Origin of the sequence: Paenibacillus tianjinensis (assembly GCF_017086365.1) — a bacterium.
Taxonomy (GTDB): Bacteria; Bacillota; Bacilli; order Paenibacillales; family Paenibacillaceae; genus Paenibacillus_AQ; species Paenibacillus_AQ tianjinensis.
On record NZ_CP070969.1, the window covers coordinates 2,855,894 to 2,875,767 of the forward strand.

The 19,874-nt window shown below is 48.6% G+C and carries 17 protein-coding genes and 1 riboswitch; of the genes, 13 read left to right on the forward strand and 4 right to left on the reverse strand.

Features of this window, described 5'->3' with window-relative positions; translation table 11 throughout:
* Positions 1-278 precede the first annotated feature (278 nt).
* The 6 genes from nirB to JRJ22_RS12680 all read left to right on the forward strand — a co-directional run bounded on the left by nirB (position 279) and on the right by JRJ22_RS12680 (position 6,766).
* A complete protein-coding gene (nirB, locus tag JRJ22_RS12655) occupies positions 279-2,708 on the forward strand; it encodes a nitrite reductase large subunit NirB (RefSeq protein WP_206104762.1) in 2,430 nt (809 codons plus the stop codon).
* A gap of 18 nt (positions 2,709-2,726) precedes the next feature.
* On the forward strand, positions 2,727-3,038 hold the full coding sequence (gene nirD, locus JRJ22_RS12660; protein WP_206105116.1) for a nitrite reductase small subunit NirD: 312 nt from the start codon (positions 2,727-2,729) through the stop codon (positions 3,036-3,038).
* Between the two features lie 85 nt (positions 3,039-3,123).
* On the forward strand, positions 3,124-3,891 hold the full coding sequence (gene cobA, locus JRJ22_RS12665) for a uroporphyrinogen-III C-methyltransferase (protein ID WP_206104763.1): 768 nt from the start codon (positions 3,124-3,126) through the stop codon (positions 3,889-3,891).
* A gap of 114 nt (positions 3,892-4,005) precedes the next feature.
* On the forward strand, positions 4,006-4,338 hold the full coding sequence (locus JRJ22_RS12670) for an iron-sulfur cluster biosynthesis family protein (RefSeq protein ID WP_206104764.1): 333 nt from the start codon (positions 4,006-4,008) through the stop codon (positions 4,336-4,338).
* Positions 4,339-4,499: 161 nt separating this feature from the next.
* Positions 4,500-5,246, forward strand: coding sequence for an alpha/beta fold hydrolase (locus JRJ22_RS12675; protein WP_206104765.1), 747 nt, complete (start codon positions 4,500-4,502; stop codon positions 5,244-5,246).
* A gap of 131 nt (positions 5,247-5,377) precedes the next feature.
* The gene (locus JRJ22_RS12680; protein ID WP_206104766.1) at positions 5,378-6,766 is read left to right on the forward strand and encodes a sedoheptulokinase; all 1,389 of its coding nucleotides are present in this window, start codon (positions 5,378-5,380) and stop codon (positions 6,764-6,766) included.
* A gap of 325 nt (positions 6,767-7,091) precedes the next feature.
* Here the strand turns inward: JRJ22_RS12680 and JRJ22_RS12685 are convergent, their stop codons facing one another.
* Entirely contained in the window at positions 7,092-7,637 is a 546-nt protein-coding gene (locus JRJ22_RS12685) for a P-loop nucleotide/nucleoside kinase family protein (RefSeq protein ID WP_206104767.1), read from the reverse strand.
* 139 nt (positions 7,638-7,776) lie between these two features.
* Positions 7,777-8,259, reverse strand: a complete 483-nt coding sequence (locus JRJ22_RS12690; RefSeq protein WP_206104768.1) for a GyrI-like domain-containing protein — start codon at positions 8,257-8,259, stop codon at positions 7,777-7,779.
* A gap of 158 nt (positions 8,260-8,417) precedes the next feature.
* Between JRJ22_RS12690 and JRJ22_RS12695 the strand changes: the two genes are divergently transcribed.
* Positions 8,418-8,843 carry a VanZ family protein gene (locus JRJ22_RS12695; protein ID WP_206104769.1) on the forward strand — a complete coding sequence of 142 codons (426 nt, stop codon included), beginning with the start codon at positions 8,418-8,420 and terminating at the stop codon, positions 8,841-8,843.
* 97 nt (positions 8,844-8,940) lie between these two features.
* Here JRJ22_RS12695 and JRJ22_RS12700 read toward each other — a convergent pair whose 3' ends face one another.
* The gene (locus tag JRJ22_RS12700) at positions 8,941-12,054 is read right to left on the reverse strand and encodes a beta-galactosidase, LacZ type (protein WP_206104770.1); all 3,114 of its coding nucleotides are present in this window, start codon (positions 12,052-12,054) and stop codon (positions 8,941-8,943) included.
* A gap of 102 nt (positions 12,055-12,156) precedes the next feature.
* On the opposite strand from JRJ22_RS12700, the gene JRJ22_RS12705 reads away from it, so the two are divergent.
* Positions 12,157-12,984, forward strand: coding sequence for an AraC family transcriptional regulator (locus JRJ22_RS12705; protein ID WP_232381126.1), 828 nt, complete (start codon positions 12,157-12,159; stop codon positions 12,982-12,984).
* A gap of 80 nt (positions 12,985-13,064) precedes the next feature.
* Here the strand turns inward: JRJ22_RS12705 and JRJ22_RS12710 are convergent, their stop codons facing one another.
* Positions 13,065-13,661, reverse strand: a complete 597-nt coding sequence (locus JRJ22_RS12710) for a P-loop nucleotide/nucleoside kinase family protein (RefSeq protein ID WP_206104772.1) — start codon at positions 13,659-13,661, stop codon at positions 13,065-13,067.
* A 313-nt stretch (positions 13,662-13,974) separates the two neighbouring features.
* Positions 13,975-14,162: riboswitch (cyclic di-AMP (ydaO/yuaA leader) on the forward strand.
* 181 nt (positions 14,163-14,343) lie between these two features.
* Between JRJ22_RS12710 and JRJ22_RS12715 the strand changes: the two genes are divergently transcribed.
* The 5 genes from JRJ22_RS12715 to JRJ22_RS12735 all read left to right on the forward strand — a co-directional run bounded on the left by JRJ22_RS12715 (position 14,344) and on the right by JRJ22_RS12735 (position 19,740).
* Complete coding sequence (locus tag JRJ22_RS12715) at positions 14,344-14,862, forward strand: NfeD family membrane protein (protein WP_206104773.1); 519 nt, start codon at positions 14,344-14,346, stop codon at positions 14,860-14,862.
* Between the two features lie 21 nt (positions 14,863-14,883).
* A complete protein-coding gene (locus JRJ22_RS12720) occupies positions 14,884-16,305 on the forward strand; it encodes a flotillin family protein (protein ID WP_206104774.1) in 1,422 nt (473 codons plus the stop codon).
* A gap of 166 nt (positions 16,306-16,471) precedes the next feature.
* Positions 16,472-16,957, forward strand: coding sequence for a GNAT family N-acetyltransferase (locus JRJ22_RS12725; RefSeq protein ID WP_206104775.1), 486 nt, complete (start codon positions 16,472-16,474; stop codon positions 16,955-16,957).
* Positions 16,958-17,049: 92 nt separating this feature from the next.
* Positions 17,050-19,161 carry a PEP-utilizing enzyme gene (locus JRJ22_RS12730; protein WP_206104776.1) on the forward strand — a complete coding sequence of 704 codons (2,112 nt, stop codon included), beginning with the start codon at positions 17,050-17,052 and terminating at the stop codon, positions 19,159-19,161.
* Positions 19,162-19,182: 21 nt separating this feature from the next.
* Entirely contained in the window at positions 19,183-19,740 is a 558-nt protein-coding gene (locus JRJ22_RS12735) for a 5' nucleotidase, NT5C type (RefSeq protein ID WP_206104777.1), read from the forward strand.
* Positions 19,741-19,874: the final 134 nt, after the last annotated feature.

Sequence of the window (19,874 nt, forward strand, 5' to 3'; positions counted from 1 at the left end):
CGCCAATTAATTAGATGTTATATTATATAACACAAAACACCCCGTTTTGTCGATGGATTTAAATATTTAAAATTTATATGTCATAATTATTGACGTATAGCGAGGTGCTGTAGTATAGTCGATTTAACAAATTCATTATTACGGCGAGTACAACGATGTATTCGGTCGAAGCGGCAATGGCGCCTGCTCTCACAATATCGCAACGGGAAAACTATTTTTCCGGGCGGGGTGAAGCGGGCTATTTCTGTTGTCTACATGGAGAGGGGAGAGAGAGACATATGTCTACTTTACGCAAAAAACTGGTCATGGTCGGCAATGGAATGGCGGGGGTAAGAGCGATCGAGCATTTATTGAAATTAGCCCCGGAGGCTTATGAAATTACAATATTCGGTGCAGAACCGCATCCCAATTATAACCGGATTATGCTGTCCTCTGTCCTTGCAGGCGGAGCTTCTATGAACGATATCATCATTAATGATCTGGAGTGGTATCACAGCAATGGCATCCGGCTTTATACAGGACATACCGTAACCTCCATCGATACCCGCCAGAAAAAAGTGTACACGGATAAAGGTATAGAATCCAGTTATGACGAGCTGATCCTGGCCACCGGTTCTAATCCGTTCATGCTGCCGCTGCCTGGAGCTGAGAAGGAGGGTGTGATCGCATTCCGCGATATTAAGGACACCCAAATCATGCAGGAAACAGCGAAGACCCACCGGAAAGCGCTGGTAATCGGCGGCGGTCTGCTGGGACTGGAGGCAGCCAGAGGGCTTTTGCATCTGGGGATGGAGGTATCCGTTGTCCATATCCATGAGTATATTATGGAACGTCAATTGGATGAAGCAGCATCCGTGATGCTCCGCAAAGAGCTGGAAGAGCAAGGGATGAAGTTCCTTCTGAAGAAGCAGTCTGAAGCCATCCTCGGCAAAAAGAGAGTGAAGGGCCTGCTGTTTGCCGACGGAGAAATTGCAGAAGCGGACCTGATTGTAATGGCCGTGGGCATCAAACCGAATGTTGAACTGGCCCGCAAAAGCGGGATTGAGGTCAACCGCGGGATTATTGTGAATGATTATATGGAAACAAACACTCCCGGCGTATATTCCGTAGGGGAATGTGCAGAACACCGGGGGATCGCATATGGGCTGGTTGCTCCATTATATGAACAAGGAGCTGTTCTCGCCAAAAGACTGGCGGGGGTACAGACCGAAGGATATGCAGGTTCCATCACCTCAACCAAGCTGAAGGTTTCCGGGGTGGATGTATTCTCAGCAGGCCAGTTTACGGAACAGCCAGGTTCCAGGGCACTCCGCTACCAGGATGAGATCGAAGGAGTCTATAAGAAGCTGGTGATTAAGGATGACAAGCTGGTAGGCGCAGTGTTGTTCGGAGACACGGGAGACGGGGCGCAGCTGTTCTCGATGATTAAGAATCATGAGAATATTAAAGGGATGGAAAAAGAGCTTCTGCTCGGCGTATCTTCAGATGCGCTGGCATCACCAAAAGGGAACCGGCTGGAAACGATGGCTGATGATGAGATTATCTGCGGCTGCAACGGCGTCTCTAAAGGCGCAATTGCCGAAGCGATACAATCCGGCGGGTGCACCAGTGTTGGAGCGATCAAAGCCTGCACGAAGGCTTCTGCTTCCTGCGGCGGCTGCAAGCCGCTGGTGGAAGGATTGCTTCAATTATACGCAGGGGATAATGCTGTAACGGTGAAGGAAGGCATTTGCGGCTGCACCACGCTTGGACGTGATGAGATTGTTGCCGAGATCAAGCGCATGGAGCTGAAGACGGTCAAGGAAGTAATGAATGTACTGGACTGGAGCAATGATGAAGGCTGTTCGAAATGCCGTCCTTCCCTGAATTATTATCTGGGCATGCTGTGGCCGGAAGAATATATCGACGAAAAGGAATCCAGATTTACGAACGAACGTTATCACGCCAATATTCAAAAAGACGGAACCTATTCCGTAGTGCCGCGGATTTACGGCGGGGTTACGACACCAGCCGATCTGATCAAAATCGCTGAGGTTGCCGCAAAATTCGATGTTCCCATGGTGAAGTTCACCGGTGGACAGAGATTGGATCTGCTCGGCGTTAAGAAAGAGGATCTGCCGAAGATGTGGGAGGAACTGGATATGCCATCCGGCCATGCCTACGGCAAGACACTCCGGACCGTCAAGACCTGTGTGGGCTCTACCTTCTGCCGGTTCGGTACCCAGGATGCAATCGGCATGGGAATCCGGCTGGAGAAAGCCTTCGAGCGGCTCAACACTCCGGCCAAGGTGAAACTGGCAGTATCCGGCTGCCCGCGTAACTGTGCAGAAGCAACAATCAAGGACTTCGGAGTTGTTGCGATCGATGGAGGCTGGGAGCTGCATATCGGAGGCAATGGCGGTGTGCATGTCCGGGCCACGGATCTGCTCTGCGTAGTGAAAACAGATGACGAAGTGCTGGAATGGGCCAGTGCATTCCTTCAATATTACCGGGAAAATGCCGGATGGAATGAGCGGACCGCCCAGTGGGTTGAGCGAGTAGGGCTGGACAGCATCAAGCAGGCGCTTGATGACAGGGAAGAGCGGCTTGCCCTGAAGGAGCGGATTGAAGCAACCCTGAGATTGACGAGCGACCCTTGGAAGCAAATTGTAAATGAGCCGGAGCTGCGCAAAAATTTCGAGCCGATTTCACAACCTGAGACGGTATAAGGAGGCCCTACCATGACAATGACCAAAATGCTCGTAGGAAATGTAAATGAAATCGATATTAAAGGGTCCCGGAAGCTGCTTGTGGGGAATACCGAAATCGCCTTATTTCGACTAACAACAGGAGAGGTTCTGGCTATTGAGAATAAATGTCCCCACAAAGGAGGCGCTTTGTCCGAGGGTATGGTCTGCGGATCAAGAGTGCATTGTCCGCTCCACGACTGGCGGGTTGATCTGCACAGCGGCAACGTTCTTACTCCGGATACAGGCCATGTGAAGACCTATGAGGTAGAAATTGACCCTGAAAGCGGCAGCATCTATCTGACAATATAGTTATTAAACATAGTAGAGGAGGGGATAATATGCATGATTATGGGAATATAGAGACAGTCAAGCTGGCCTCGCTGGAGGACAGATTATGAAACAGGGCAGCATATCTATCGTCGGTGCAGGCCCGGGTGATCCTGAGCTGATCACAGTCAAGGCCATGCGCCGCATTCAGGCGGCAGATGTTATTCTGTATGACCGCCTTGTGAACGAAGAATTGCTGGACTATGCATCAGTTGACTCGATCCGCATCTATTGCGGGAAAGCTCCAGGCCAGCATTCCATGTCCCAGGAATCCATCGAGCGGGTGATGATTAATCACGCTGCAGCAGGAAGCCATGTGGTCCGCTTAAAGGGAGGAGATCCGTTCGTTTTTGGCAGAGGCGGGGAAGAAGCGCTCGCCGCCGCCGCTGCTGGAATACCGTACGAGATCATTCCCGGGATTACTTCGGCCATTGGCTCAGCCGCTTCCGCCGGTATTCCGCTGACCCACCGTGGACTGGCCGCCTCATTCGCCATCGTGACCGGCAGCCGCTGTCAGGATGCGGCTGCTCCTGTCCGCTGGGATACATTGGCCCATAGTGTGGATACTTTGGCAATTTATATGGGTGTCAGCCGGTTAAGCGAAATCTGCGGGCAGCTGATGAAGCATGGCAAAGATCCTCAGACTCCGGTTGCCTTAATCGAGAACGGAACTACCTCAGGAGAGCGGACGGTCACCGGAACGCTCGCCAATATCGGTAAACTGGCGGCAATGATGAAGATCCATAATCCGGCAATGATTATCGTCGGAGAAGTAGTTAATGTAAGAGAGCAGCTGCTAAGTTTGGAACATGCGGCCCGTTCACAGATCGGTTGAGCCGGGAATGTCAAAAAGATAGTGCGTGCGGTCACACGGGTGTAAGGTGCAGCGGGGTTATATTTGCGGTATACTCTATTCACTGACTGCACTGTTCCAAGGAGGTAACAATCTATGCACATTCAACTCGATACACTGACTACTGACCGGCTTCATAAGAGTCTTGCCGGCCAGCCGGGATCCTTCAAGCTGTTCTATGATACGGAAGACTGCGGCTGTAATGGCGTGCTGGTGATTCAGATTATTAATGAGCCAAACGCAACTGATATCGTATTTCAGCAAGAACCGTTTACGTTTCTCTGTGACCGTCAGCAGGAATCCTTGTTCGATGAGGTCATGCGGCTGGAAGCGGAAGAGAATTATCCCTCTTACAAGCTAACCAGTGATTCCACGCTGTTCGGGAGCAATATCAGGGTAAGGGACACGCGACAACAAACGGTAAATTAAATAGTGAAACATCACTCAGCAAATCCCGTTTGCCGGAATCATGGGCAGACGGGATTTTTGCATAGTCAGGGGGCGCATTAGGAATGAACCAGGAGCTTTTGAAACCACTTCTCAAAGAGGTCGTACTGATTGATATATTCTAATCATGCGAGGTGTTGTACTTGGGTATTGAGAGGCAAATTGTAATCACTTCAAAAGGAAGGCTGCAATATAACATCAGAGGTAACGGAAGTCCGGCGATTGTATTGATTAATGGCGGCTCGGGACCTATTGAAGGATGGATGAGGATTCTGCCGCAACTTGCGAATTTATCATCTGTATTTTGCTATAACCGCTTTGGTGTTGCAGGAAGTGACAAACCTCAAGAACCCCAAGACGGACTGACCATAATTGAAACCTTGCGCGAAGCATTAAAGTTAATTCGTCTTGAACCTCCATATTTATTGGTGGGACATTCCTTGGGTGGATTATATGCAAATTTGTATGCCCGGCAATACCCGAATGAAATAGCAGGGGTTGTATTTCTTGAATCCAGTCATCCGAAAGACATTGAGCTGGAGGCGTACCAAGGAAAGGTAATCAAGAGGATCAATAAGATGTTGTCGGTATTCGATTCCTTATCACCATCTAAGAAATTCAATGAAGTCAATTTTGTAAAGCAAACAGTACAACAAATCCTTACTTCCAAAGCGTTTCCGGACATACCGGTATGTGTAATAAGCGGGGAGAAAAATAGTAAAATGATGCCGGAGACCGTCCGCACTAAACGACTGGAGCATCAATTGGAGCTACTCACTTTATCCGCAAAGAGCAAACACTTCCCTGCTAAAAATAGCGGACATTTTCCACAGTTCTCAGAACCCCAAATCGTTGTTAACGCAATTAAGGAATGTTGGGAGCAATTATAGTACATTTCCCCCAGCATCCTTGATGAAGTTTTTCTTCAAAATTCATTCATACTATAATTAATTTTAAATTAATTACTCAAATTAAGTTTTGATCCTGTAATAAACCATGTGCACATAGAAGGGGAAGACAGATGAAGTTTATAGGACTGGATATTGGTACCACATCAATCACCGGATTGATCTATGACCTGGAGCAGAAGACTGTTGTCTGCTCCGTCACCGACGACAGCGGCACCGGCACAACGGAGCACAGAGAAGAGTGGGAACGGCTTCAGGATCCCGAATCTATTATTGAGAGAACCCGTCAGATTCTTGAACAGCTCTATCTCATGGAGGAGGAAATAATTGGCATTGGCCTAACCGGACAGATGCACGGAATTGTCTATACGGATAGCAGGGGGCAACATGTCAGTCCTTTATACACATGGCAGGACGGCAGAGCTGGTCTGCCAATTGATGGCGGCTCTTCTTATGCACAGAAGCTGAGTGAGACTACAGGCTATACCGTTGCTCCGGGTTACGGGCTTGCTACTCACTACTATAATATCCATAATGGGCTCGTTCCGGCTGCAGCGGTTAGCTTCTGTACGATTGCTGACTATGCCGCACTCCGGCTGACAGGAAGCCGGTCGCCTTTAATCGATCCAACCCAAGCTGCTGGTATCGGGTGCTACAGTTTTGATAATAGAGGTTTTGACTATGCAGCGATTAAACGGGCTGGAATAGATACGGGGCTGTTGCCTCAGGTGGTACCTTCCGGTACGGTGATTGGTTTCACGACAAGCGGAATTCCGGTGTACTGCTCGCTGGGGGATAATCAGGCCAGCTTTCTCGGCAGTGTTCCGGTTCCTGATGAATCGGTATTGCTTAATATTGGTACGGGAAGCCAGCTTTCCGTTCTGCTGCCTGATGGTGAGTACCCGTTAGAGGGGATGGAGATACGGCCTTTTCCCGGCGGAGGCAGGCTTGCGGTCGGTGCTGCGCTCAGCGGAGGGAAATCCTATGCCCTGCTGGAACATTTTTTCCGGGAGCTAATTACCGCCTACACGGGGGAGGCGCCTGGAAAACTGTACACCTTCATGGAGCAGCTTCTAAGCGATAGAGAAACTCCAGGAAAAGAATTGAGAGTGAATACACAGTTTCTCGGCACACGTACGAACCCGGAAGTGCGCGGCAGCATCGGGCAGATTTCGCTGGATAATTTCACTCCAGCCCATCTGGCTCATGGATTCCTGCAGGGAATGATTGATGAGCTGCACGCATTCTATACGACACTTACTAGTATAACGGGTAGCGCTTATAAGCATATGATAGGGTCCGGCAATGCACTGCGTGCCAATGCTGTGTTATGCGCAAAAGCGCAGTCCACTTTTAAGCTGCCGCTGGCTCTTAGTTATTCACCTGAAGAAGCTGCGGTTGGAGCAGCACTCTATGCTGCCGTAGGGGCTGGCGGAGTAGAAAGCTTCTCCGAGGCCGGTCAATATATCGGCCTGGAGCTGCCAGCAGACCCTAGAATATGAGGATGAGAAGCGGCGGCTTTATTTTAAATCCGTATCCGTATATCCGGCCCAGCAGCAGCGCTGAAAGCTAGCAGATTATTTCAGCATGGAAAAGTCCAAATGATACGTGATGGATTGTTCTTCATCCAAAATAACGGGTATAATTCAGAACCATCTAGCCCTTTCCTTAAGGCAGATGGTGGAATCCATGCTATCTGCTGCGCTTAATGAACAAGATGAGGAACAATTAACTATAAGGATATCTGGGTGAAGTGAGTAAATGGGAAGGCCATCCTTCGGGGGATGACCTTTTTTGGATGAAACCCGGTCAACTTGCACCGTCAGGTTATACTTCTGTAATCACCTGCTGCTCATTCCATTTTTGCAGGATATAGCTTTTGATTTGCTCTGCTACTTGGGCCGGTGGGGTAGAGGAGGTGTCAATTATAGGCATCGGCGGATTATAGTCAGTGTCCGCATGGTCGAGAAGCCACTGGGCAAATTGCTCATGCTGCTTCAGCATATCCTCTGTCCACATGGCATTATCCTCACGTCTGCGAAGCCGGGAACTGCGGGTTTCATCATCACAATGCAGATTAATGAAGCAGACTTCACTAAAGTTATCGTAGGTATCACATTTTTCGGCATCCCAGGTCATAAACGTTCCGCAAATAATTGTACCTCTCCCTGACTTCGCCACGGCATTGGCAAAATGCAGCAGCAGATTGTACCTGTCCTGATATTCCAGCTTGTCAGCGGTTGTACCGAAATTATCCTGATCCGTACTAAACACTACAAATTCGGGGAGTATCCTTCTTAGTTCATGCATTACAGTTGTTTTTCCTACACCACTGGCACCTGTGATAATGAATAACGGTAATTTCTGTGTCATGATTGAGTACTCCTTATTAATTCTGTTCATCTTTATCACCACGATTGTAAAAGTATGCTTAATTATATCTCAATTGGAGTATCCTGGGTATACAGAAAGCCTGTTATGCAAAAAGACGCCCAAGCAGGCGTCCTTGTGACTACTCTATAGCTATGTAGATCTCAATTTCTGTGTTTGCCGGATCGTAGTTTCTGGTGTCATAAAGCTCGAAATCTCCCGTGTAAGTTCTGACCTCCGCTGATTCCTTGAAATAATCCCATATTTCTTGCCAGGCTTCTGCAACGACTTCATACACCGGGCCTTTTCGTGTTTTGAATACAAGGTACTTGCTCTCGGGTATAAACACAACCTCAAAATTGTTGTCGTCCCGCGCGCGCTCATCGTTAATTTCATGTCCAATTAAGGTGGTATAAGACCCGGTTGCATCACTTTCATAATCGGTATACAGCGCGTAAATATAATGCGGATTTCTAATCCCGGTCAAGGTTGAGAGCTTGCTCTGAAAGTAAGTTTCCCATAGCTTTGGCAATCGTCCAGCTGTTCCTGCTTCATCTGCGTTGGTAGTGCGCACTGTTACACCTGTAAGCGTCAGCTTTTGTTCCTGCGTGATATAAGTACTCATTATCTGCATCCTCTCCTTACAACAAATTATACAGGGAGTAAGTTGACTGCGTTCTGTCAGGTTTAGGAGAGATGGCTGCAGAATTGATTAATTGAATGGCAAAAGTCTATAATAGCTACTATATCTGTTCAACCCTTGTATCAGAAAGTAGGTCCACTATGAAAGCCGTAATGCTGTTTCTTTTGGGAATTGTGCTGTTAATTTTCACCTGTGCCGCCAATTCAACCTTTTGGAGTACAGGTGTGCTGCCGTATTTCCACTGGACACCCTCACCGGATTATCATCATTTGCTCGTGATGGATCTTTATCACACCAAGGCTTATATTATCCGGAAAATCGGGCATTTCTCCGGGTTTTGCATATTCGGGATTCTGCTCTACCGTATTACTAGAAGCTATGGGAAAAGCATTTTTTGGTCCATTATATTTGCTGTGACGACTGAAATATTTCAGCTGTATTTTGGACGCGACGGAAGGCTGTACGATATGGTTATCGACTCCGCCGGTATCCTGACCGGAATGATCCTCCTGGGACTGATGAAAAGCTGGCCTAGAACTAGCGGATTAATAAGCCGGCGCAGCTAAGTCAGTTAATTATGTGCTTAGGCTGTTATTAGGCTGTTAAAAAAGGGGAACTCCTGTAAAAGGAATTCCCCTCTTTGCTGTACCGGCTGAACTTCGTTTATCTTGGCGTAACGGTGAACCGGAAGGAATAAGGCCGGTTGGCAGGCAAAGTGAACTCGGCATGCGTCGGGGCACCCCAGCTGTCATCGCCTCCGACACCCATTTGCTTGTAATTCACCCGCAGCACGGTTTTGTCTGAAGCCGGCAATTTGTACACATGATCACTTGCTTCCAGTTCGTCCGGGGTCCACGGTAATGCGTTAACCTCAATCGGAACCGTACCCTCGATATGGAAGCCGGGTCCGTTCACGCCTTCTGTAAGAGAAGCATATCTGACATCTGTTTTATTGCCGGATTCCTGAGGACGGAGATAAGGGGTGAATTGTTCAATGACTTTTCCGCTATATCGTCCAATTGCAGCGCCGGTATTTCTGTCCCAATGGTTCTCGTGTGGTCCGCGCCCGTACCAGGAGATGGTATCGAGTCCGCCGTCCAGCACGAACATCATGCCAAATTCAGGGATTTCCGGCAGATCACTGCCTCCCGGGTTCAAGTCCTGCGTGATCTCTATTGATCCATCTGTCCGGATCTCATATTTCACCCGCAGAATGGAGTCAGGATTCGTGAACAGGAGATAGGTAGCGGATACAAAGCAGCGGCTGCCCTCCGTATGACAGTTGAAATCGATCAAGCTCTGGGAGGAGGAGGCTTCTTTCCAGACGGCGCAGCGTTTATCCAGGCCGTTACCGAGGTCATTATCCGTGACGGCCCGCCAGAAATTCGCTCTTGCAGGCTGAAGTAAACGTTCCTGACCGGCAGTCTGATAGGAGTACAATTCCCCGGTCGTTGTATTGAAGGCTAGAGAGAAGCTATCGCCTGAAACGGTGACGGCGTTTTCTTGTTCGGCAATGTGAAGTGCACCGCTTGTGGATACCGCACGGCTGGATGCTAACCAGGGCACTAGAACAAACTGTTCCCAGGCCATCTCATGATTGGCTTCTGACCATGAGGTTTCTTCAGGCTGGGTAAAGGAAATAGTCAGCACCGCTTCTTTACCATTGACCAATTCATTCAGCTCATAAGGAATGATAAATTCGACCGTTTCGCCAGGTGCTGCACCAACCCGCATAGTGCCTTCTTGGGTGGTTTCGCCATCCCGGGCGATTCGCCACTCCAGGCTGTACTCTTCGATATTGGTAAACAAGAAGGTATTGCGGAGCTGGAAGTGCCCTTTTTGCAAATCCAAGGCCGAGATTTTGATGCTCTGATAGCATTTCTTCACTTCAAGCAGTTTCGGAGTTACTGTACGGTCCGCAAACAATAAGCCGTTGCCGCTAAAGTTTCCGTCATGCGGGGTTTCACCAAAATCTCCGCCGTATGCCAAGTATTCAATACCTTCCGCTGTGGTAGTGCGGATCGCCTGATCAACCCAGTCCCAGATAAAAGCGCCCTGAATAATATCATATTTATCAAACAGCTCTGTATAGAGATGGAGTCCGCCGCACGAGTTGCCCATCGCATGGCTGTATTCGCACAGAATATAAGGCTTTTGCGGGTTGTTTTTGGCATACTGCTCCACTTCGTTCGGTTTAATGTACATGGTGGATTCGATATCGCTGGCTGCCTCTGATGGTCTGTAGTGGAAAATGCCTTCATAGTGAACAGGCCGGGTCGGATCGGCTTCTCTCAGGTAATCATGCATGGCAAGGAAGTTATCGCCCCCGAAGGATTCGTTGCCCAGGGACCATATGATCACGGATGGATGATTCTTGTCTCTTTGCATCATGGAATTGCAGCGGTCGATGACATTGGCACGCCATTCCGGTCTGCTAGCGGGAATATTGTAATCATGAAGCTCCTGCTGGCCATACCGCCAGGAACCATGTGTCTCCAGGTTTGTCTCATCAATCACATAGAGGCCGTATTCATCGCACAGCTCATACCATACAGACTGGTTAGGGTAGTGGGAAGTCCGTACAGCATTGATATTATGGGATTTCATGAGCTGAATATCGCGGATCATATCTTCTTTGGACAAGGCGCGGCCAGTGTCGCAGGAAAATTCATGGCGGTTGGTGCCTTTCAGCACAATCCGTTTGCCGTTGATTTTCATCAGACCGTCTTTGATCTCAAACGTGCGGAAACCAACCTTACAGCTTACAGCTTCCTGCAGTTGATTCTGATCGTCCATAACCGTAATGAGCAGGGTATATAAATAAGGCTTCTCCGCACTCCACTTCTTAGGGCGTTCGATGTGTGCTGCCAGCTTAAGCTGCTGAACCTCGCCATCAACAAATGTAATATCCGCCGACAACGGCTGTTCAAAGACTGGCTGTTTTTGGTCATCCAAGAGCTGGACTTGAACAGAATGAGGACTAAGCTCATGGTTGAAATAATTTTCAAGCTGCAGCTTCACCTTCAGTTCGGCATCTGCATAATCATGATCAAGCTCTGTCACTACAGAAAAGTCCGTAAGGTGGACTTGAGGAGTCGTGTATAAATAAACCTCGCGAAAAATCCCGCTAAGCCGCCAGAAATCCTGATCCTCCAGCCAGCTGGCATCACACCAGCGGTAGACTTCAACCGCAAGCTTATTCTCGCCTTCATGCAGGTAAGCAGTAATATCATATTCTGACGGGGTAAAAGTATCTTCACCATACCCCACAAGTTCACCGTTCACCCATACATAAAATGCGGATTCGACCCCCTGGAAGCTAAGGAACACAGGCTGGCCTTCCCAGGCTTCAGGCACAGAAAACGTCCGGGTGTACGAACCTACAGGATTATACACGGTTGGAGCAAACGGCGGTTTCAGGTCAGGCTCGGAAACAGCCCAAGGATAACGCACATTGGTATATTGCGGATAGTCATACCCCTGGAATTGCCAATGGGAGGGCACAGGGATTTCAGCCCAGCTGCTGGTATCGTAATCTGATTTATAGAAATCCTTGATGCGCTGCTCAGGGGTCTCCGCGAAGGCAAACTTCCAGCTGCCATTAAGGGTTTGATAATTAGGGGATGCTGTTTTGTCTCCATGCAATGCCTGCTGAGCGGTCGTGTAGGACATCATGGACGAATGAGCCGGCAAGCGGTTCAATTCAAAAATTTCGGGATTGTTATTCCATTCAGGATAGCCGTTGGCGGGTGGTTGGTAGTTAAGCTTCTTGCGCACATTAACATCTCCTTGTATTGTTATATTCATATTATAAATTGGCAAATGCCTATAAGATATACAAGGATATTATAGTGAAATAACAATATATGAAACAGGTGAATGGACTTGGAGAGCATGATGGTTTTTTGCGGGACAGAGGATACGGTTCAGCTGCCGCTGTATGCTACAACGATCGGATATTGGGAACACCAGGAAGAGACTGAACGTCCGGCAGGGTTTCCGGATTATCAGCTGCATCAGATTTTGGACGGCAAGGGCGAGCTGACGATAAAAGATAAACGGCAGATTGTCGGCCCGGGAGATGTATTCATTACCTTTCCTGATATTCCGCATTCCTATACACCGGTTAGCCGGGAGTGGGAGCTGGCCTGGATATCGTTTCAGGGGAGAGAGGCCGGGGGGATGCTGTCGTATGCGGGCATCCGCGAGTCAGGTATCTGGAGATTAAGGGAAGCTGAACTTCTTGCTCCGCTTAAAGAAATGCTGCTGCTGCCGGGTGGCAACGATCTCGAAGTGAACATGGAACGTTCCAAGCTGCTGTACTCGCTGCTGCTGGATTTGAAAAGAAATCTGCCTCCTGCCCCGAATAAGGAGGATGAGCTTGAGCGGATCAAACCGGTGCTGGAGCATATTGAGCTTCATCTGCACCGGACACTGACCTTAAAGGAGCTGGCGGAGGTAATCTCTGTTTCTCCGCAATATTTGTGCAGGCTGTTTCAGCGTACGGTTCATGACCGGCCGGTAACCTATATCAATAAGCAGCGCATTAACCGGAGCAAGCAATTGATGTATCAGGAACGTGAAAAAAAACTGTACGAAATCGCACAGCTGACAGGTTTTGAGAACGCGAGCTACTTCTGCGCGGTGTTCAAACGGTTAACCGGAATGAAGCCTGAGCAGTTCAAGCAGCTGCACGGTTTGGATTAAATAAATTGTAAAATACCCAGGGCAATAAAAAATGCTCCTACCCAGATTGAAACTGCACCGTAGAATGTTCTTGATTCGATTTATACATCATCATCTTGATAGATAAACTGCTCTACGAGCTCAGTAGTGACCGCTAGATCAGGATGCGAATTGTCGATTAGCGCCACGTTTGCTTCGGGCAGCGGCCATGTAACCGTACGGCTGCCCAGTGAAGAGCGGAAGACCTCCCAATTCCGGAACTTCCAGTCATCCAGCGGGGAATGCCTGCCTTGTATCCGCTCGCGGAACAGCTCCTCGTCAGCTAATGTGACCAGCACGACCTTGACTTCAACCTCCTGCAGTGTAAGGCCAATCCGGCTCAGCTCGTTTTCAATCCAGCCGGGATTCGCCGCTTCCTTCGTAAATGGGCCCACCACAAAAACATCGCTGTCCAGGCCAAGATTATCAAGTGCGGCATCCATTGTGATCCGGTACCCCAGGTCGCGGCACAGTCTTTTATATTCTGCCGAGTCCCTATCAGTGGGATCTAGTCCGTGCATAGTCATAATAGCATCTGCCGCAGGCCTCAATAAAATATCCATGTCGAAAAAGGCGGCTTTACGGCGGGAAGCGACAGCCTTGGCTAATGTGGTTTTACCGGCGCCTGCCGGACCCAGGAAAAAGACGAGTTTGTTCATTGCAGTAGGCTCCTTACTATACGAGTCGGGTTGATTATCAGCTCCCCTATCGTAACATGACTTACCTGTATGCTGGTAATCAAAATAGGAGAGGGAATCGGGCTTATGATAGCGGAGCTTGTATTGCCCGACGGGACAGCTTATGAGAAACGGCGTAATCATGAGTAAATCATCGACCGCTTAAGAGCGAAGTTAAAGAATACGCCTTCATTCGTGAAGAGGCGGCATTCTCTGTCTTTTTTTTCCACACTTAAGGTTTTACATTAAACGGCCGCAGGCGTAAGATTCAAATCAGCAACCGAATACTATAACTGTTCTCAAATGGCTGAATTCCGTTAATGGGAACGGGGGAACCAATGGTGAAGACAGCGTTCGCTCAGACCGCTGCCGTTCACCCCGGGGTGAATCCTTGCTGAGTGCTGATTAGCATATCCGGCAGGGTAGGGCAATCTCGCTGCCCGAATCCGTCAGCTAACCCCGTAAGCCTCGAAGAGAGAGGATGAGCGCCATGATCGATTAACCGACCACGGAGAGCCCTGCCGCTTCTGTGGTCTTTTTGCTGCGCCTACAGGTTGGATTGTCGATCTGTATGAGAAGTAAAATTCTTATAACAACAAAATTAAATACTATTATTCGATATGAAGTGCTAAAAGGTGGGATTAATATCATTACTGTATTTATCGTGTGCTTCTGGGTAGGACTACTGCTCCTCCTCAGCGGCGGATTTCATGGGCATGGCCTGGCAGGTCACATGCATGTGGGAGGCGGTGATGCCGGAGGTCCGGGCTTTGTGCCCATACTTCCGCTGATGGTGTTTGTCACGGTCTGGGGCGGAACGGGTTATGTGTTTACCCGGTTCAGCGGGATGACGATGCTTGCAGTGGTCCTGATCTCCACCGTGGTTGCGTTGCTGCTAGGCTGTCTGATGTATGTAGTGCTGGCCCGGGTGATGACCCGGTATGACAGCAGCATGAATGAAATGGACTATGAACAGGCGGGCCAGCTCGGATACATCAGCATTCCTGCAATGGATGGTGCGGTTGGGGAAATGAAATATGTGCTGCACGGAACGATGCGCTCCCTTGGGGTGAGAGCAGAAGCCGGCCAGCAGCTTGCAAAAGGCGACAGAGTAATTATTTTGAAGGTGGATAAAGGAATGGCAACAGTAACTCTATTTGAGAGAGAATTTGAACAATTATAAATAACAGGGAGTGTCGAACTAATGGTAATTCTTTATACAATCGCGGCTATTGTTGTTGTAATCCTGCTGGCTCTACTTAGTATCGTGAACGCTTATAAAAAAGTTCCGCCCAATCAGGCAATGATTGTGTTCGGCCTCGGCGGGAAGAGAGTGGTGCAGGGCGGAGGGACATTCGTCATCCCCGGCTTCCAGAACAGCAAGACTATCTCCATGATGCTGATGAGCTTTGATGTCATCCCAGCGCAGGCGATGTTCTCCCGGCAAGGCATCAAGCTCAACTTGGAGGCAGTGGCCCAGATTAAGATCAAAAGTGACCCTACTGCTATTCTGACGGCCAGTGAGCAGTTTATCGACCGGCCGGAAGAAGACCGCGAGACGATAATCCTGCATTCGGTGGAAGGGCATTTACGCGGCTTGATCGGACAATTAACGGTTGAATCGATTCTAAAGACACCTGACGAAATCAACAGTAAGATGCGGGAAACCTGCTCGGAAGACCTCGACAAGATGGGACTGGAAGTGGTCAGCTTCACTATTAAGAAAATTACCGACGACAAAGGGTATATCGACAATATGGGCGTTCCGGAAATTGAGCGCATCCGCCGTGATGCAAGCATTGCCAAAGCGGAAGCGGAACGTGACATCCAGATCAAGCAGGCCGAGGCGGAGAAAGAATCTTCCATTGCCAAAGCCAATGCGCATCAGGCGACCATTGAAGCGGAAACTGCTGCCCGCGCCAAAGAATCCTTGTTTGAGAAGGATCTGAACATTAAGCAGGCGGACTTTAAGCTGGAGACGGAAGTGAAGAAGGCGCAGGCGGATCTTGCGTATGAATTGCAGCAGAATAAAATCAAGCAGTCGCTGGTTACAGAACAGGTCAAAATTACGCAGATGGAAGCGGAAGCCAACCGGACCGTCCGGGAAATCGAAGTTGAGCTGAGACAGAAGGAGCTGGAGGCAACGGTGATTAAGCCTGCTCAGGCGGAAAACCAGGCAACGATTATGAGAGCGGAAGCGGCCAAGCAGCGGCAAATTCTTGAGGCCGAAGCAGAGGCTGCCACAACGACCAGACGCGGGCTGGCAACAGCGGAAGCAGAACTTGCGAAGGGGAAAGCAAACGCTGAGATTGTTCAACTGGCCGGTGCGGCCGAAGCAGGGGCACTAGAGAAGAAAGCGGAAGCGTATAAACAGTTCACGCAAGCCGCGCTCACGGTGGAATTCTTAAAGGTTCTGCCAGAGCTGGCTGATAAAATCGCTTCCCCGCTGGCTAAGGTCGATAAGATTACAGTGATTTCCCAGGATGGAGCTTCATCCGGTGTGAACAAAATTACCGGGGATATCGCCAAAATCATGACCCAGATTCCTGAACTGACCCAGACACTTACCGGTATGAACGTGACCGAGGCGATTAGCGGGCTGCTCGGCAGAACTAAAGAACAGTAATCCATTATCGAAGTATTATTCAAACCAGCTCAGTATCGCGGCAAAAGCTTTTCGCGCCGTACTGGGCTGGTTTCATTTGTTTGAGCCGGGATCAGTAGTTCAAGCCTTCTTAATCCTGTATAATAGCAAAATAAAACAGATTAGGATTGTTGGGGGCAGAATACAGATGAACATAAGACAGATCCAAATTTCAGACAATGGCCCAATCGAACGGATTATCCGTGAATGCCTGATTGAATACGGAGGTAACCGTGACGGCCTGGCTTGGGCTGATGCGAGCATGCATGATCTCTACAGCTATTATAATGCAGCAGAAAACCGGGCTTACTGGATCGTGGAAGAGGACGGGGAAGTGCTGGGAGGCTGCGGAATCGCCGCTTTTGATGAATCAGATGAAGTGTGTGAATTGCAGAAAATGTACCTCACTACGTCTACCAGAGGAACCGGGATCGCCTCGAAACTGCTGCAGACTGCTCTGGATTTTGCCAAACTGTACTATAAACAGTGTTATCTGGAAACGCTGCAGACCATGGCTGCCGCGAACCGATTTTATCAGAAACAGGGCTTCTCATTGCTGGCGGAGCCGCTTGCCGGATCTGAGCATTTTGCCTGTGATGCCTGGTATATTAAGGATTTACAACTAAACTCCTAAAAAGACTAGTATTTAGTTCATTGTAAATAATGGAAATAATTAGTATCCTATTCGTAGTTTCCAAATCATAGCTTCAGTGAAGGAGATACGTTGTGGAATTACTATTAAGCACTCCCGGTTTAGATGCAGCGGACGTCGGTAATAAAGCCTTCAACCTGTCCAGGTTAATATTCAATGATTTCAGGGTTCCCGCCGGAATGGTGCTTCCGTTGAATTTTTTTGCATGTACAGAGGCTGAATTAAATAGCAGACTTGTTGATATAGCTCAACAATTGGCGCAATTGCTGCCTTCTGCAGACGGCTGGGCTGTCAGGTCTTCTGCGGCTGATGAAGACAGTTCGAGCCAATCTATGGCCGGTCAATACAAGTCGACTGTAATTAGCCACCCGTCTGTGCTCCCGTCTGCAGTGACATTGGTCCACGAAAATTCAATTCCGGTGATCATTCAGATCTTTGTCGAACCGGATTATTCAGGGGTCTTATTTTCTTGTAATCCGGTTACTGGAGAAACAGATTTGAACATTGAGATCGTGGAGGGCAGAGGAGAGCAGTTGGTGGGCGGCTATGCGAACCCTTTATATTCTTACCGTAATGGGATCTGGGACAAATCAATAGATTTCGTTAATCAACTCCAGCCGCTTCTGCAACCATGGGTTTCTAAAGCTGAAACTTTGTTCAACCAACCTGTGGATATGGAATTCTGTCTAAAAAACGGTACGCTATATTGGCTTCAGGTACGTCCCATAACGACAGGTGTTCAATCGCTTGATGAGGATTGGTTCCTGCTCGATCAATGTACAGAGCCGGTAGCTCCGTTAGTTATGAAGCTCGATCCCGGCGGATTTTTTCAAATGCCCTATTGGGATACCCGGTTTGTACAGCATTATCCGTATATCAGAATAAAGAACAATTCCACAGTTAATCAGCAAGTGGATAGTCCGGTAGAATGGCAGATTCTTAAGAGTAAATATGAGCCGGAATTTGATAAGCTGTTATCCGAAGATATTTCGAACTATTCAGTGTTGAAGCTGTGGGAAATCACAGCAGAAAGAGTAGAGATAAACCGTGCTTATGTACTAGAATATTTGGACAGGGGATGGCTCAAAGCACGCCGTGTTATAGGAGAGAAATTGAGAGGCATCATCAGCCGCTTTGCCAGAGATCATGCCGATGTACACTTGATCCTGTCTTCGTTGACAGAGGCGCTGAATACATTGACTTATCAAAAGACTTCTGAGCTTAACCGGCTAATCCGCTCTGCCCGTATGTATTCTGACTTCAATGAACTAAAAGATGCGGTCATCGCAGGCACTTCACATCCCTGGGCCGAGGAATTCAATGCCTTCATACATAAGTACGGTTACGAGCTTCCGCATCCGCTGGCCCTGCATCTTAAGACATTAGCTGAGAGTACTGAGGATATTTTATTGAGAATTCATACTGAACTCGGGAAGTATACATACCGGGAGACATCTGTGATATCAGAGAGCTGGAGAGAAACAGCTGCAGCCTTAGAACAAAGGATGAGCTGTGAAGATCGAGCGGAGTTCCGGGATTTGCTGCACGTATTCCGGGCTATGCTGATCAGGACAGAGGATGACGATTATTTGCTGCAAAAAGGCGCTTCTGCTATAAGAAAAGTTCTGCTGGAAGTAGAGAAGAGGCTGCTTGCCAGTGGGGAAATTAAAGACACAGCAAGCATATTTTTCCTGTATCCCGATGAAATTTCCGGTATTATCTCCGGTTCCGCGCCAAGTCCCAATGAGGATACACTTGTTCAGCGAAAAGAAGCCTTTGCTGCAGCCCAACAGGTCAATCCCCAGCAAAAGCCGGCTGCCAGGCATAGTGTGGAAGCTCCTGCAGAAGGCCACTTGCAGGGCGTTGCTGTCTCCCGTGGAGCCGTTCGAGGAAAAGTCTACAAACTGATGAATCCGCTGGACCGTGAGAGTTATAGTCTTATTCCCGCAGACGCGGTCATCGTTGCACCTGTGTTAACACCGAACCTTACCTATGCTATAATCTCCTGTGCTGCTATCGTAACAGAGGTTGGGGGATTTCTGTCCCATGGAGCGATTTTCGCCAGAGAAATGGGCATTCCGGCAATCGTTCAAGTGGCTGGCGTAACAGAACTGCTGGAGAACGGCGATGATGTTCTAGTCGATGCGGAGCAGGGGATTATTCAAAGAGTCATTAGTACAATATAGAATGCAAATAGGAGACAACTTATGAGGAAACCAATCATCGCAGTTGATATGGATGATACGATCTGCCACCTCGTTAAACGGGCGATTTATCATAACAATAATGAATTTCCGACCCATCCGCTACGCTATGAGGATATGTTCGACTGGAACAGTGACCACCTGCGCCATCCGGACAGCACGATGGACATCTTTTTTGGAAGACCGGGTCTGTATGAGGAGCTTGAACTGTTTGATGAGCATGTAGTTGAAGAGATGGAGAAGCTGCACAATGCTTATGATGTTATTATTGTGACTGCAGCTGTACCGAAAACGGTTGTAGAAAAATGGAACTGGCTGCAAAAGCATATGCCGTTTATCCCGGCCGATAACTTCTTTACCGGCAAGCGGAAGCACCTGATCAACTTCGATCTGCTCATTGACGATGGTCCGCATAATCTTCTCCCTGCTGTACAAGAGGGCAAGAAAGTATTGTGTATCCCGCATCCCTGGAATCTGAGAGCACGGGAAGAATATGCGTTCCCGCTAATGACCTCCTGGAAAGGTGCGAAGGAGCGGATTGATGAAATTCTCCAATCTTAGCCATACATAGTTGAATGGATTATCCCTATAACCCTGCCGGGCGCGGATTGACAGACCGCCTGCAGGGGCTTTATACTTAGATCACTTAAACGTATAAGTGAAACTCAAATTCCCGCTGTGAGGAGTGTACTGCT

What these genes read in the sequence shown, in the direction of transcription:
- nirB (WP_206104762.1), top strand. Translation starts at nt 279, where the DNA reads ATGTCTACTTTACGCAAAAAACTGGTCATGGTCGGCAATGGAATGGCG.
- nirD (WP_206105116.1), top strand. Translation starts at nt 2,727, where the DNA reads ATGACCAAAATGCTCGTAGGAAATGTAAATGAAATCGATATTAAAGGG.
- cobA (WP_206104763.1), top strand. Translation starts at nt 3,124, where the DNA reads ATGAAACAGGGCAGCATATCTATCGTCGGTGCAGGCCCGGGTGATCCT.
- JRJ22_RS12670 (WP_206104764.1), top strand. Translation starts at nt 4,006, where the DNA reads ATGCACATTCAACTCGATACACTGACTACTGACCGGCTTCATAAGAGT.
- JRJ22_RS12680 (WP_206104766.1), top strand. Translation starts at nt 5,378, where the DNA reads ATGAAGTTTATAGGACTGGATATTGGTACCACATCAATCACCGGATTG.
- JRJ22_RS12685 (WP_206104767.1), bottom strand. Translation starts at nt 7,637, where the DNA reads ATGACACAGAAATTACCGTTATTCATTATCACAGGTGCCAGTGGTGTA.
- JRJ22_RS12690 (WP_206104768.1), bottom strand. Translation starts at nt 8,259, where the DNA reads ATGAGTACTTATATCACGCAGGAACAAAAGCTGACGCTTACAGGTGTA.
- JRJ22_RS12695 (WP_206104769.1), top strand. Translation starts at nt 8,418, where the DNA reads ATGAAAGCCGTAATGCTGTTTCTTTTGGGAATTGTGCTGTTAATTTTC.
- JRJ22_RS12705 (WP_232381126.1), top strand. Translation starts at nt 12,157, where the DNA reads ATGGACTTGGAGAGCATGATGGTTTTTTGCGGGACAGAGGATACGGTT.
- JRJ22_RS12710 (WP_206104772.1), bottom strand. Translation starts at nt 13,661, where the DNA reads ATGAACAAACTCGTCTTTTTCCTGGGTCCGGCAGGCGCCGGTAAAACC.
- JRJ22_RS12720 (WP_206104774.1), top strand. Translation starts at nt 14,884, where the DNA reads ATGGTAATTCTTTATACAATCGCGGCTATTGTTGTTGTAATCCTGCTG.
- JRJ22_RS12725 (WP_206104775.1), top strand. Translation starts at nt 16,472, where the DNA reads ATGAACATAAGACAGATCCAAATTTCAGACAATGGCCCAATCGAACGG.
- JRJ22_RS12735 (WP_206104777.1), top strand. Translation starts at nt 19,183, where the DNA reads ATGAGGAAACCAATCATCGCAGTTGATATGGATGATACGATCTGCCAC.